This is a genomic window from Nostoc sp. FACHB-190, from assembly GCF_014696905.1.
In the GTDB taxonomy this organism is placed as follows: Bacteria; Cyanobacteriota; Cyanobacteriia; order Cyanobacteriales; family Nostocaceae; genus Nostoc_B.
This window is the reverse complement of record NZ_JACJQW010000010.1, coordinates 1-13,003: the sequence shown is the minus strand read 5'-3', so window position 1 is coordinate 13,003 and position 13,003 is coordinate 1. Positions and strand designations below refer to the sequence as shown.

Annotated in this window: 12 protein-coding genes and 1 tRNA gene; 6 read left to right on the top strand and 7 right to left on the bottom strand. The window is 41.6% G+C overall.

Translation table 11 applies throughout. The annotated features are described in order from the left end of the window. Nucleotides 1-190: 190 nt before the first annotated feature. Together H6G28_RS13530 and H6G28_RS13525 are read right to left on the bottom strand one after the other, a co-directional pair. A complete protein-coding gene (locus H6G28_RS13530) occupies nucleotides 191-1,450 on the bottom strand; it encodes a glycoside hydrolase family 10-like protein (protein WP_190671354.1) in 1,260 nt (419 codons plus the stop codon). Between the two features lie 642 nt (nucleotides 1,451-2,092). Beyond that, nucleotides 2,093-2,896, bottom strand: a complete 804-nt coding sequence (locus tag H6G28_RS13525) for an SAM hydrolase/SAM-dependent halogenase family protein (protein WP_190595200.1) — start codon at nucleotides 2,894-2,896, stop codon at nucleotides 2,093-2,095. A gap of 111 nt (nucleotides 2,897-3,007) precedes the next feature. On the opposite strand from H6G28_RS13525, the gene pirA reads away from it, so the two are divergent. Continuing rightward, nucleotides 3,008-3,163: an arginine synthesis PII-interacting regulator PirA gene (gene pirA, locus H6G28_RS13520; protein ID WP_190595201.1), complete on the top strand. Its 156-nt coding sequence runs from the start codon at nucleotides 3,008-3,010 to the stop codon at nucleotides 3,161-3,163. 171 nt (nucleotides 3,164-3,334) lie between these two features. On the opposite strand, the gene H6G28_RS13515 is transcribed toward pirA, so the two are convergent. After that, nucleotides 3,335-4,063, bottom strand: a complete 729-nt coding sequence (locus H6G28_RS13515; protein WP_190595202.1) for a Uma2 family endonuclease — start codon at nucleotides 4,061-4,063, stop codon at nucleotides 3,335-3,337. Nucleotides 4,064-4,339: 276 nt separating this feature from the next. Beyond that, nucleotides 4,340-6,127, bottom strand: a complete 1,788-nt coding sequence (gene aspS, locus H6G28_RS13510; protein WP_190671352.1) for an aspartate--tRNA ligase — start codon at nucleotides 6,125-6,127, stop codon at nucleotides 4,340-4,342. A gap of 288 nt (nucleotides 6,128-6,415) precedes the next feature. Here aspS and H6G28_RS13505 point away from each other — a divergent pair, with 288 nt between their 5' ends. Together H6G28_RS13505 and H6G28_RS13500 are read left to right on the top strand one after the other, a co-directional pair. Then, nucleotides 6,416-7,960, top strand: a complete 1,545-nt coding sequence (locus H6G28_RS13505) for an eCIS core domain-containing protein (protein ID WP_242054569.1) — start codon at nucleotides 6,416-6,418, stop codon at nucleotides 7,958-7,960. Next, nucleotides 7,953-8,912, top strand: coding sequence for a polyprenyl synthetase family protein (locus H6G28_RS13500; protein WP_190671350.1), 960 nt, complete (start codon nucleotides 7,953-7,955; stop codon nucleotides 8,910-8,912). Before H6G28_RS13505 ends, H6G28_RS13500 begins: the two co-directional genes overlap by 8 nt. A 66-nt stretch (nucleotides 8,913-8,978) precedes the next feature. Here H6G28_RS13500 and H6G28_RS13495 read toward each other — a convergent pair whose 3' ends face one another. Both H6G28_RS13495 and H6G28_RS13490 read right to left on the bottom strand, forming a co-directional pair. Continuing rightward, nucleotides 8,979-9,383 (bottom strand): hypothetical protein, encoded by a 405-nt coding sequence (locus H6G28_RS13495; RefSeq protein WP_190595209.1) that lies wholly within the window; start codon nucleotides 9,381-9,383, stop codon nucleotides 8,979-8,981. Nucleotides 9,384-9,429: 46 nt separating this feature from the next. Next, nucleotides 9,430-10,296, bottom strand: a complete 867-nt coding sequence (locus tag H6G28_RS13490; RefSeq protein ID WP_190671348.1) for a zinc metalloprotease HtpX — start codon at nucleotides 10,294-10,296, stop codon at nucleotides 9,430-9,432. 551 nt (nucleotides 10,297-10,847) lie between these two features. Here H6G28_RS13490 and H6G28_RS13485 point away from each other — a divergent pair. Together H6G28_RS13485 and H6G28_RS13480 are read left to right on the top strand one after the other, a co-directional pair. After that, a complete protein-coding gene (locus H6G28_RS13485; RefSeq protein WP_190671346.1) occupies nucleotides 10,848-11,768 on the top strand; it encodes a TIGR04168 family protein in 921 nt (306 codons plus the stop codon). 107 nt (nucleotides 11,769-11,875) lie between these two features. Next, nucleotides 11,876-11,960, top strand: a tRNA-Ser gene (locus H6G28_RS13480). A gap of 13 nt (nucleotides 11,961-11,973) precedes the next feature. Here the strand turns inward: H6G28_RS13480 and H6G28_RS13475 are convergent. Next, nucleotides 11,974-12,474: an anthrone oxygenase family protein gene (locus tag H6G28_RS13475; protein ID WP_190671344.1), complete on the bottom strand. Its 501-nt coding sequence runs from the start codon at nucleotides 12,472-12,474 to the stop codon at nucleotides 11,974-11,976. Between the two features lie 84 nt (nucleotides 12,475-12,558). Here H6G28_RS13475 and H6G28_RS13470 point away from each other — a divergent pair, with 84 nt between their 5' ends. Continuing rightward, a complete protein-coding gene (locus H6G28_RS13470) occupies nucleotides 12,559-12,855 on the top strand; it encodes a hypothetical protein (RefSeq protein WP_062294907.1) in 297 nt (98 codons plus the stop codon). Nucleotides 12,856-13,003 lie beyond the last annotated feature (148 nt).

The window sequence follows — 13,003 nt, the reverse complement described above, 5'->3', positions numbered from 1 at the left end:
TTAAGGGGGATTTAGGGGGATCGAAATATGTGCAACTTCACGTTAAATTGGTATTACTTAATTATTAGTCCCGTCCCATTAATATCTTGAATAATTTCTGTTAGTCAATCCAATGTCACAAAAATATTATTAAGTCGAAACACCCCTCATCTCCCTTGTCTCCCTTGTCTCCCTTCCCTCATCCCCCAAATCACAACCTCAACCTACTACCTGTTTCATCAATCGGAAATGGCCTGATGGCTTTGGTGTTAAACAGTTCTTGGAACACCTTGCGGCGCTTTTGGGGTGTTTCAGGTGCGATGTAACCCCATAAACTTTCCCAATAGAAAAAAGAGATGCCAGAAAAAGAGCGATCGCGTACCATATCAATTTGTTCTTTAATTTGGGAAATTCTCACAGGGTTGCGTAAAGTTCCCGTAGAGATACCAATCACAACCGGAATTTTGGAGAGGGCTGATTTTATGGCTGGTTGTTCTAATTCGGTCTTAAAGCTATTTTGATTATGGCGATATACTTGCAACACCAACTCATCCACCCAGCCGTTTTTTACCCAAGTTTCCCAATCTTGCAAATAATATTTATATGCAAAAGCTTTGGCATTGGGAGACAGTGATAATTTTGCATTCGGTTCAATTTCCTTGATGCTGCGATAGATTCTCCCCATGAATGCAGTAATTTTGTCAGCACGCCAACGCATCCATTCGGGGTTAAATGGGTTAGTAGGCGGATTTTGACCTTGATGTTCTTGTTTGTAGAGTTCGACAGTGAAGCGATCGTAACCAAATTGTACTGGCATTCCAAAATGATCATCTAGTTGAATGCCATTTACATTGTAATTACTTACAACTTCTAAAATGAGTTCTAAAATAAAATCTTGAACTTCTGGATTTAGAGGATTTAACCAAGCTTGTTTAGTTGCAGCCCCATTGTTAGCGTCTTCTGGCAAAACTTCTTTAACAGAATTTACACCTGCTTGTCCAATGGTTAACCAATCAGGATAACGTTTGGCTAACTCAGAATTTGGTGGTGTCATAAAACCATATTCAAACCAGGGAATCACAGTCAAACCTTTGGGTTTAGCAAGTTTAATAATCTTGGCTAAAACATCTTGTCCACCGTGCATAAAATTCAGTGTTGGTTCTGCTTCTTCCCCAATCGTATTTTTAGCAACATTACTTTTATAAAAAGTATTACCCCGATTCCACACTACAGGATAAATCGTATTAAAATTCAGCGCCGCTAATTGATTAATAGCGCGGTCAATTCCCCAAGGAACAAACAAAACCCCACTAGCAACGTTAGTTAACCAAACACCACGAATTTCTGTAACCATTGTTTGGTTTTTTGGTTGAGCATAAAATGAAAAAGAAGGTAGGGTAAATACTGTTAAACAAAGTATAAATTCTAAAGCTATTAAGTAAATAATCCAATGTTTAGTCAACCGATTCATCAGTGGGTTTGACTGCCTTTGCAAAGAACAATTATAAATACAAAATAATTCAGCATCTTCCGGATTTAGATTGCCCAAAATATCGTTTTTTTAATTATATGAATATACTAAAGTGGGAATTTTTGGCTTTTTGGTAATGAGAAAATGTAGTCTAGCACACAATATTTAATGAATAATAGGACTTACGCACCAAGATTGTCTGTGGAGGTTGGGTATAGGGGTGAAAGGGTATGGGGTGTAACCCGAATTTCTCACGTATGGGTAGCGGGTGTGGAGAGAGAGGGGAGTGTGGGGAGTGTGGGGGGAAAGATTTCTTCACCATCCTCCCACACCCCCAATACCTTTCGGTTAAGATATCTCTTCGTTGAGGCAGCAGTTGTGCGGAGGAGCAGAGGGGCAGGGGAGAGGTTACTGTTAATTCTCCCTTGCGCCCCTGCACCCCTGCACCCAAGATACCTTCACAAGTAAATTCCTTATCCGAAAAGTATTGCCCACACCCCTGGATTTCTCTCTTGCGAGAAATCCGGGTATACCCCTACACCCTTAATATTTCGTCTTACTGCGTAAGTCCTAAATAAGACACCTCTGTTATGCGTGGTAAAAATATCTAGTTTGGGAGAGCCACAAACTATTCCAGAAAATCTACCAAAATAAAACTTCTAAAGTATCTTGGTAGCTCATTTGCAACTGTGAATGTGCATTTCCGCCATTGATGGCGATTTCTACCCAGCCATGACTACCAACTAAGGCGACAGCTTCACCAACTTGGCAATTACTGTAAGTTTCACATCCTGGGATTGTCAACCCCGCAATCTGCACGCACCAGGTTTTACCTTCCACACAACTTTGAGGAATATTGCTGATTAAATTACCAAAGTGATCTATATATTGAATATGTCCCAACACACCACGGCTAGTTGTTTGACATTTGCCCATCCCTAGCTGTAACAAAGTCGTGGGATTTATTTCGTTTCCCAGATATTTCAACGGAACGCCACTAGCCAGATTAGCTCCCACAGGTGCGAAAATATCTCTACCATGAAAAGTGCGACTAGGTTGGGGAGTTAACCAGTAGTCTGGGTTTGTTAGTTCCACGGCTGCGACTGCGGGAGTTTGACTGAGTATACCGCTAAATATGCCATTATCGGGGCCGACTAAAAACCCTCCAGCCAATTCTACTGCGATCGCTCTCCGGTTTCCACCCACCCCCGGATCTACTACTGCTATATGTACTGTTCCATCGGGAAAGTAGGGATAAGCATTCATCAAGCAAAATCTAGCAGCAACAAGATTTTGTGGCGGAATTTGGTGTGTTAAGTCGATAACCCTAATTTCTGGGTTGATTTGAGCAATTATACCTTTCATCACCCCGACATAAACATCGCGATCGCCAAAATCGCTGAGTAATGTCAGGTGCGATCGGGTGTTCATTGCCTTTTTTGCCATAAACCTACAATATTCACATATATAAAGATGTAAATTTCTGTAGCAACAGCTACAAAACCTGTGCTATATTAGCAATACTAAACAGAAAAAAGCATAAAGAGGGAAATAACTATGAATCAAAATAGATTACAGGCTATGAGACAAGCTAAAGAAGCTCACAGACAAAACCTGAGAAAAAGCTTGGAACATCGCTTAGAAGTAGCTAAAGCCCAAGGTAACGAAAAGCTAATTCATCAACTAGAAGCCGAAATGAGATATATCGGCTAAGTCTGGTAAAGCAAGAGTTGACTGTTTATAGTTTTGTTGTGTGGAAACCCCCGCTTCGGCGGGTTTTTTGTTGAGTGCTGAGTGGGGAACTGGGAGTTGGGAGTGGGGAGTTGGGAATGGGGGAAGAATTTTCTTCTACCTCCTACCCCTTGTCTCTTTTGTCCTGCCATTTCATACTTCCGGTTCTACCCCCAAAGCCCGTAATTGTGCCGCCAAACGTTCAGCACGTTGCAGTGCAGCTTCTTTAGCCGCTCGTTCTTGTTCAGCCCGTTCTGCACCAGTAGGAATGACATTCCCTTCCGCATCACACCACCTCAGCCAAATATCGCGTTTGCCTTCATACACGCCCTCCCACAAACATAACCCTAGCTCAACTTCTGTCAACCATTGTTCGCTCATGGTTACATATTGCCGTCCTTGCAATTCATACATTTGCAGAACTTCACCACCAAGTTGCTGAGATGGGTCGAAAATAATGTAGTATAAAATCCGCATCCGGGCATATTCTAAGAATTTACGCCCTGTTTCATTCCCTTCTCGATTTGAGACAATTTCAATCACTACTTCTGGTGGTTTACCAAATTCCCAAAAGAAATAAGAACGATGTCTTTTTTCCCACCAATTTTCGGCTACTTGTACATCCAGGCTCAAGAAGACATCAGGTACAATTGCTGGTTGATAACTACTAGCAAACAACCCCACATTAGCAGCCACAAGAAACCCTTGGGAATTATTTGCACCTCTCCAAGAACTGTAAAGGGTTTCTGTTAATAGGCGTTGTTGTTTTTCCGATGGTAGATTATCCACTGCTGCGTCGTCTTCTGTCACCAATTGACTGACATCTGGTAACACATCCTCTGGTAATAAACCGTCCTCTGTCAAGATAATAGATTCACTCATAAGAAACTATATATAGGAATCCGGTTTGATTTCTGAATTTATTTGTGTAGGTAGGGAACAGGGAATGGGGAGTCGGGAGTAGGAAAGAAGCCTGATCTGAGTATACTGATTTTTTTCCAAAATCAAATATGAGTCCTATATAGCCTTAATTATATTTTGACAGCATTATCAAACAAGGCAAAAGTTAAAGGTAAAAAGTAAAAAGAAATACTAATTTTTGATTTCTTTTTACTTTTTACTTTTACCCTTTTACTTATTAAATCCCCTTGGACTTTGTTATGACTTGGGTTTATATGTCGAAGCAACGTGCAGTTCTTTTAATTGCTTCGCATCCACCCCAGAAGGCGCATCTGTTAACAAGCAACGGGCTTGTTGTGTCTTCGGAAAAGCAATCACATCACGGATAGATTCTTCCCCAGCAAGTAACATCACCAAACGATCTAAACCGTAGGCGATACCACCATGCGGCGGTGTACCGTATTCAAAAGCTTCTAGAAGGAAACCGAATTTACTTTGCGCTTCTTCTGGAGACAAGCCAATGGTTTCAAATACCTGTTCTTGAATTTCTCGCTGATAAATTCGCAAACTACCACCGCCAACTTCAAAGCCGTTAAATACCAAGTCGTAAGCTTGGGCGCGGGCGGTTTTTAAGTCGTGTAAATCATCGGGATGGGGTGCGGTAAATGGGTGGTGTAATGCTTCCAAACGTTTTTCGTCAGCATTCCACTCAAACATCGGGAAATCAACAATCCATAACAAATTGAGTTTATCGGGATTGATTAACCCAAATTCTTTAGCAGTAAATTGCCGTAATCTGTCTAAAGTTTTGTTAACAGTACCAACATCACCAGCCGCAAACAATAACAAATGTCCGGCTTCTGCACCTGTGCGGCGGAGAAGTTCAGCTTTTTGTTCGGCGGTGAGGTTGTCTTTAATTGCGCCGATGGTGTCAATTTCCCCATCTTCCCTAACACGGATGTAAGCTAAACCTTTCGCGCCGGCTTCACTAGCTTCTCTGAAGATGTCGCCGCCTGGTTTAATGCGGACGTTAGAAATTTTGTCGTTACCGTTGGGAATGGGAAGGATTTTGACGATACCACCGTGGGCGACAGCATCCCGAAAGACTTTAAAACCAGAGTCTTTGAGAATATCGGAAACATCGACTAATTCTAAATCATAGCGAGTGTCGGGTTTATCGCTACCATAACGCGCCATTGCATCAGCGTAGGTTAAGCGCGGGAAAGGATGGGGTAAATCAATACCTTTCACGGTTTTGAAGATATGACAAACAAGCTTTTCGTTGAGTTCGATAATTTCTTCTTGAGACATGAAACTCATTTCCATGTCTAATTGGGTGAACTCTGGCTGTCTGTCGGCGCGTAAGTCTTCATCCCGGAAGCAACGAGCAATCTGATAGTATCTGTCCATACCGGATACCATCAAGATTTGTTTAAATAGTTGTGGTGATTGGGGTAAAGCAAACCATTCGCCAGGGTTGACACGACTGGGTAAAACATAGTCCCGCGCACCTTCGGGAGTGGAACGAGTCAAGACTGGGGTTTCAACTTCGATGAAATTTTCCCCATCTTCTAAATAGCGCCGCATGGCTTTGACGACTTGATGACGCAGTTGCATATTTTGCGCCATGCGATCGCGCCGTAAATCCAAATAACGGTATTTTAGTCTTAAGTCTTCCCGCACCGATTCGGTGTCAGCACTGGAAACCTGGAATGGTAGCTGCTTGCGGACTGCATTCAACAAGGTAATTTTATCCGCGTAAATTTCTACTTCACCTGTAGGAATGCGGTTATTCAGTGATTCTTCGGGACGCTGCGTTACTCTGCCGGTGATTTCGACGACGTATTCATTCCGCAAAGCATTGGCTTGCTCGTAGGAGTTGGGGGTGCGTTGCGGATCGCTGACAATTTGGACTGTGCCAGAGCGATCGCGTAAATCTAAGAATATCACGCCCCCATGATCGCGGCGACGGTCTACCCATCCGTACAAGGTAACAGTTTCTCCAATATCTTCTTTTCGGAGTTCGCCGCAATAGTGAGTTCGCATAGTAGTTAATCTGTTCTTCTGGGCTAGATGGGGCAATAAAAGTCAAAGCTTTCCCATTATCTAGCATCAATAGTATCTGATTGAAGAACCGATCGCATATTATCGCGCCAATCAATACAAATTGAATTTTTTCAACTACTCTCAACTTCTTCCCTGTTTCTGGGGTTATGTTCTGTAATTAAGCCAAATTTCTAATCATAATTTCAATAAAAAAGCAATAGACTTTTATCTAATAGTCATAAGTTTATTTTTATTCTATTTTAGGCATAAAATTCATACTTAAAATAAATGTATCAGAAAAAACATGCTAATCATAGTAAATCTACATCTGATTCATCATCTAACAATCAGTTTGCACCACGTCCATTTAAAGTTGAATCAACACCATCAGAAAATTTAACTTCAGAACAACCACAAGATACAACCGAGACTAGACAATATAAATCACATCTTCCTAAAGTATCTATAGTTACAGAGAATCCTGTGCAGCGATCGCCAGTCTCACCTTGGAGTAATTTAAAAATTGATCCGAATTATCAAGCTGATAGTTATACGTCAAAAATCTCGCAATCAGCAGTACCAAGTTTCCCATTGCAGATGAAGTTGCATACTGAACAGCTTGGAGATAAATCTCATCAACAACCAGATAGTTCAGCAGACACCATACAGCCAACTGAGTTGGCAATTCAAAGTCAAGAAATTCAACCTGAAAATAACACCGGCTTGCCTGATAACTTAAAAACAGGCGTGGAAAATCTTTCTGGAATGGGAATGGATGATGTCAAAGTTCATTATAATTCCAGCGAGCCTCCAAAGTTTCAAGCTGCTGCCTATACCCAAGGAACAGATATTCACGTTGCACCTGGACAGGAAAAGCACCTTCCCCATGAAGCATGGCACGTAGTTCAGCAAAAGCAAGGAAGAGTCAAACCTTCTATTCAATTGAAAGGAATCAGTGCGAATGTTGATTCTACGCTAGAAAAAGAAGCCGATGTCATGGGGGCAAAAGCTAACAGTGTTGGTAGTGTGATGTCTCGACTACCTTCGGCTTCTCAGGTAAAGGAAAGTATTCAGTCTTTTGGGCAAACTAAACCAACTACGCCACCTACTAAATTAGGAAATTCTGTTAGACAATTTAAATGTTTTGGATCAAGAAGAAACCAAGCTAGTAACAACCCTCAATCAGAACCGGAAGTTGTAACAAGTAGTAAACAGGAAGTAGATAGAACTGATCAACAATTTCCTCCCTCTGAAGTTGATCCGAAGATATTAGCGAAGTCGATAGAGCCAAAAGCAGCAAAAATTAAAAGTGATATAGTAGGACACCTGAATTTAGTACCTTATGACGTAGCTACTGTCACCACTTGGCTGAATAGTATGGGCGAATTTCCTAGAGAAGAAGTTCCAACAGTTTTATATCATCCTCGTGAAGAAACTATCATGTATCACACAACAACAACACCAGCAGCACAATCAATATTACAAACTGGCTTAGACCCAACTTATGGTGGCACAGGCGGTGCTGTAGGTACTTCTGGTGAAGCTAATGCTAAAGGCTATATTTACTTATGTAATAACGAAACTTACGCCTGTGTAGTTGCTAAAAACTTTTTTGGAGATACTACCAAATACAACGAAGGGCTGACAATCTTGCAAGTCATAGTAGATCCATCAACAGTATTTGTGAGCGATCCAGATTTAGCTTCTGCTGTCAGAACAACAAGAAAATTAACCAACATTAAAAGATATGCAACTGTGAGTAATAAAGGAAAAATCATTGCTTACTCAGACGAAGCTATAAGACCTACTGAAGATGTAGAATCAGATGATTAGTAAACTTGCAATTAATCTAGTTGAAATACTAGCTCAAATCCGTCAAAAAATTATTAGCCTTGTCGAAGATGAATGGCAGGAATTAGGGAAAGTGGTAGACGAGATACTTGATGATCCACTTAATCCCACAGCCATTATACCGATCGCCACTGGGATATCCATAGGCGCAAAAATTGATGATCTGATTGCTGTAGCTGCATCAGTAACACTGATCAGTCTATCTTTCCGAATTGTTGATGATTGTATTGATATGGATGCACCAGATGGACTTTACCAATCTTTGGGAGTTGGTCGGGCAATTAATTATGCAATGGCTTTGAATGCTGTTGCAACCCGTGAGTTCATAAATTTTAAACTTCCTTCAGATAACTTAGAAGGACTCTTGCAGGACTATTTCTATTCATTCTTGCAAGTATGCCAAGGACAAGATAAAGATATCAGTCAGACTATTAATTCTTTAGATGAATATCGAGAAATAGTCAACCTGAAGACCGTTAAAGCATATCAATTTGCCACTGCGATCGCTAGTTATCTGTCTGCTTGTGATGCAGACATTATCGCCTTATGTGTTCAATGCGGCACTCATTTAGGTTGGATGACGCAAATTCTTGATGATATTGAATCCCTGTGGTTTCCAGTTACAGAAAATATCCGTGAAATAGAAAAGAAAACTTTTCCTGTCTTATTAGGTTTGACTCTAGAACATCCTAATGCACAAAAATTAGCCAGCTTATTTCACAAGCAAGAATATAACAGAATCAAGATTTGTGAATTATTAGATGAAATGGAAGTTCGCACTCGACTAATGAATATAGCCCTTGATCATCGAGATCAGGCAATCAAATCTCTGGCTAAGTTGCCTAACCCAGAAGGAAGCAATATTTTACAGCTTTGGCTGGATTGGTATTTACGTAATGGCGAACTTCTATTACAACCTGTGGTGCGAAATTAGTTGGCTTGACTTCTTTCAGTTGAAGGTAGAGACGTTTCACTGCAACATCTCTACCCTGGGGGTTTATTATTGATTACGAGGGGCGTTGAAGGCTTCCCAGGCGGCTTTGGCTGCATTTTGGAGGCGATCGCCAAAATCAGCAAATTCTTTCCAAAGTAAGTGCCAGTTTTTCTCAGCTTCTTCTTGGATCACAGTCCAAGCATTTTCTAGGCGATCGCGTTCAATGAGTTTTTCACCTTCAATGGCTTGGCGTGCTTGGCGCACAGCATTTAAATAAGTTTCGCGGGTAAGAGTTCCGGCTGATTCTGCTTCAGCTTGGGCGCGTCTTTTGAGTGCTTCAATTAAAGCTTTGGTTTCGTTCTTCACTTCATCAGTCTCCCCAGCCATTTCAGCTTCTACCATTTCGTTAGTTTGAGAACTGATTTCTACAACTACAGTAGATTCAATTGATTCAAAATTATTACCAGTCATAATGATAATATCCTCAGAATTAACTTTTCCAACAAATGACTAATGACTAATATTTTGTAGACAGTTGTTGTTCTAATTTCAGCAATTGTTCAACTCGTGATTCTGTGTCAGGGTGACTAGAAAATAAGTTACCTAAAAACTTGCCAGAGATAGGATTGATAATTAATAACGGTTCAAAAGCTGGATTCGCATCTAAAGGTAATTGTCGTGCTGTGGCTTCTAATCTTTGTAAAGCGCGGGCTAATGCACGGGGATTACCTGTTAATTTGGCAGCACCAGCATCAGCAGAAAATTCTCTTGTACGCGATATACCTAATTGAATTACTGTTGCAGCTACTGGCGCTAACAATACAGTTAACAATATTCCTAAAGGATTGCCACCTCTATCATCGTCCCGTGAACCACCGCTAAACCACAAACTGTAACTCACCATCTGGGCGAGAAAAGAAATCGCACCGGCGATCGTTGCGGCTACTGCTTGGGTTAAGGTGTCACGATTGATAATGTGCGTTAATTCGTGGGCAATCACGCCTTCTAACTCGTCTTCGGGGAGAATATTTAAAATACCTTCAGTCACAGCCACAGCCGCGTGTTCGGGGTCGCGTCCTGTTGCAAAGGCGTTAGCAGTTTGACCAGGAACGATGTAAACTCCAGGCATGGGGATGTTAGCGCGTTTAGCTAATTTTTCCACCATCCGATACAGCCCTGGTGCTTGGGCAGCACTCACTGGCTGGGCGCGGTATACTGCTAATGCAATCTTATCTGATTGATACCAAGAAAATAGATTAGTTACTGCTGCTAAACCAATACCAATAATTAAGCCGCCAGTGCCACCAAATACCCAGTAACTTATCGCAATTAATAAACCACTGAGCGCACCTAACAAAGCAACTGTTTTAAATTGATTTCCCATATTTATGCTCTCCTATTAATGCTGTATTAAGCTTTTCTCAATCACAGCATTACTTAAGCCACACATAGATTGTATCGACCCAAACAGGCAGTTATCAGGTAGAGATTGCGCCCCCATTCTGTACGGTTATCCTACTCAAGTCAGCAAATAATAACTTATTTGAAAAGAACGAAATTTAGGGTTTAGTTAATCAAGCCAGAAGTTTAAATGAAATTATCAATTAAGAAAAAATATATATAGGAATCCGATTTAATTTCTGAATCTAGTTGTGTAAGCAGGGAGTAGGAAAGAAGCCTGACCTGAGTTTACTGATTTTTTTCATAAATCCAATATTAGTCCTATAGTAATTAATACTCAATATACTTACAGAAGAATTCAGCTTGCCAATTCTATTCGATTAGTGGATATTGTTCCCCACTGATTACATTCTGACTTCTGAATTCTGACTTCTGAATCCTTCCACAATATTGTTCTTTTCCATACTCTGGCGGAGATAGTGTCAAAATTTCCCTGAGTTTCATATCCTGGAGATAGACAGCAAGGAAAGCGGCATGACCAGTCAGAAAAAACCATCACAAACTCTCAAAATTGCTGTAGTTGGAGATATTCACGACCAATGGGAAGTGGATGATGCCATTGCACTCAAGCATTTGAGTGTGGATTTAGTGCTATTTGTGGGAGATTTTGGCAATGAATCAGTGGAAGTGGTGAGGGCGATCGCTTCCCTGGATATCCCCAAAGCAGCAGTTATGGGCAACCACGATGCTTGGTATACGGCTACAGAATGGGGACGGAAAAAATGTCCCTACGATCGCACAAAAGAAGACTGGGTGCAAGAACAACTAGATTTACTGGATACAGCCCATGTCGGTTACAGCCAATTAGATTTTCCCCAATGGAATTTAACTGTTGTTGGTGGTCGTCCTTTTACTTGGGGAGGCCCAGAATGGAGATTTGCCGATATCTGCAAAGAACGTTACGGTGTGACAAATTTTGAAGAATCAGCAGCAAAAATTCTAGCGGCGGTTAAAAGTGCGGCTGGTGATGCAATTATTTTTCTGGGTCACAACGGGCCGAGTGGATTAGGCGATCGCCCCGACGACCCTTGTGGTAAAGATTGGCATCCCATCGGCGGCGACTTTGGCGATCCCGACTTTGCAGCAGCTATTTCTCAGACTATCACCATTGGTAAAACCATTCCCCTCGTTACCTTTGGACACATGCACCACAATCTGCGTCACACCAAAAAAGAACTACGTAAATCAGTGTTTCAAAGTCCAGAAGGCACAATTTACTTAAATGCCGCCAGCGTCCCCAGAATTATCGAACATGAAGGACACAAGCAGCGTAATTTCTCAATTGTCCACTTACAAGCAGGAGTAGTCACAAAAGCGGCTTTAGTTTGGGTGGGACAAGATTTTCAGGTAATCTCAGAGGAAATTTTATATCCTGGTTCACCCAGTGAATCGTAGACATTTGCTTTGAGTAGTGCAACCTGCGTAGATGTAAGATATAGTATTATCTGTCAGCTTTTTGGTGAGCCAAAAAACCAGGTAAGCCGTGGCTAGACAGTTTTACTGGAGAGGTGGCAGAGTGGTCGATTGCGTCCGACTTGAAATCGGATGAACCGAAAGGTTCCGGGAGTTCGAATCTCCCCTTCTCCGTTGTTTGAGATACTCATCGTCCACTTGGTTGGCGAAGGGCAAGAATCAGCAATGTAGTAGCCCCAAATGCTGCTATTGTGCGGATGTGATTCCAAAATGTCCAGTCGCTCAGATATCTAGTCCATAAATTTGCGCCCTCGGTGCTATCTGGATCAACGATCGCCAAGGCATCATTTAGAGGTACATTGAAGGCGATCGTTACCCCAACCGTGCCAATCAGGTAAAGTAGGCTGCCAAACAGCAAGTAGGCTGCACTGGGTTGATGTAACTTGGAAAATGAAGCGATCGCTAAAACCAAACAAGCTAAAGCTGTGCCGAAAAGTGCCACCATAAACAACGGATTGATTGCTGTGATATTAATGGACTGCATAGCAACAATCCCGGCTTTGGGCTGGAGTCTAGCCAGTGCATTCATCACAAAAGTCGAAAAAGCAAAAAAGACTCCCGCCACTAGCCCACAGCCCAAGGTAGCGCCAAGTTTGAGTATAAAAGGCCAGTGGTCAAAACTGATCATCAACCCTCCTACATTTGAATTGATATTCCAGAAAGAAGTACTATAAATGTACTATCACTGCCCTGTTCTATTTAACTATTTAACGTGAAAGCCAGAATTGAAAATCAAGTATTATTTCTCCACCACCCAGATTTGCCAGAGTTTAAAAAAGGCGGTTCAGTGGTGAGAAACTCTTATTTTTGGGCTTTACGTTCAATTGCAGGTCGGGCTTCACGTTATAGTGATTGGGAATATGAATCCGAAGTTTGGTTCGCCCTGAGAAGAATGTTGTTATCTTTTGCGGAGTCTGGATATTTAGGTTACAGAGAAACTTTGCTGGAATTTCCCCTAGAGATGGGAGAAATCCCCGATGTGCTGCGTGATGTCTCTACTTGGGAGTAATTTTGTCATTTGTCGTTATTTAATTTTTGACAAGCGTGACGTACTCCACACACTCCCCTTCGGGTGAGTGTGGGCTTCTCAATGACTCTTCTAGGAAGACATTAATTGAGCTTTAAGACCATGCGTCCCACGGTTCTTTATGTTTATA

Excerpts from the sequence above, each read along its gene's own strand:
- aspS (WP_190671352.1), bottom strand. The coding sequence starts at position 6,127 with ATGCGAACTCACTATTGCGGCGAACTCCGAAAAGAAGATATTGGAGAA.
- H6G28_RS13500 (WP_190671350.1), top strand. The coding sequence starts at position 7,953 with ATGATTAGTAAACTTGCAATTAATCTAGTTGAAATACTAGCTCAAATC.
- H6G28_RS13515 (WP_190595202.1), bottom strand. The coding sequence starts at position 4,063 with ATGAGTGAATCTATTATCTTGACAGAGGACGGTTTATTACCAGAGGAT.
- pirA (WP_190595201.1), top strand. The coding sequence starts at position 3,008 with ATGAATCAAAATAGATTACAGGCTATGAGACAAGCTAAAGAAGCTCAC.
- H6G28_RS13475 (WP_190671344.1), bottom strand. The coding sequence starts at position 12,474 with ATGATCAGTTTTGACCACTGGCCTTTTATACTCAAACTTGGCGCTACC.
- H6G28_RS13485 (WP_190671346.1), top strand. The coding sequence starts at position 10,848 with ATGACCAGTCAGAAAAAACCATCACAAACTCTCAAAATTGCTGTAGTT.
- H6G28_RS13490 (WP_190671348.1), bottom strand. The coding sequence starts at position 10,296 with ATGGGAAATCAATTTAAAACAGTTGCTTTGTTAGGTGCGCTCAGTGGT.
- H6G28_RS13505 (WP_242054569.1), top strand. The coding sequence starts at position 6,416 with ATGTATCAGAAAAAACATGCTAATCATAGTAAATCTACATCTGATTCA.
- H6G28_RS13530 (WP_190671354.1), bottom strand. The coding sequence starts at position 1,450 with ATGAATCGGTTGACTAAACATTGGATTATTTACTTAATAGCTTTAGAA.
- H6G28_RS13495 (WP_190595209.1), bottom strand. The coding sequence starts at position 9,383 with ATGACTGGTAATAATTTTGAATCAATTGAATCTACTGTAGTTGTAGAA.
- H6G28_RS13525 (WP_190595200.1), bottom strand. The coding sequence starts at position 2,896 with ATGGCAAAAAAGGCAATGAACACCCGATCGCACCTGACATTACTCAGC.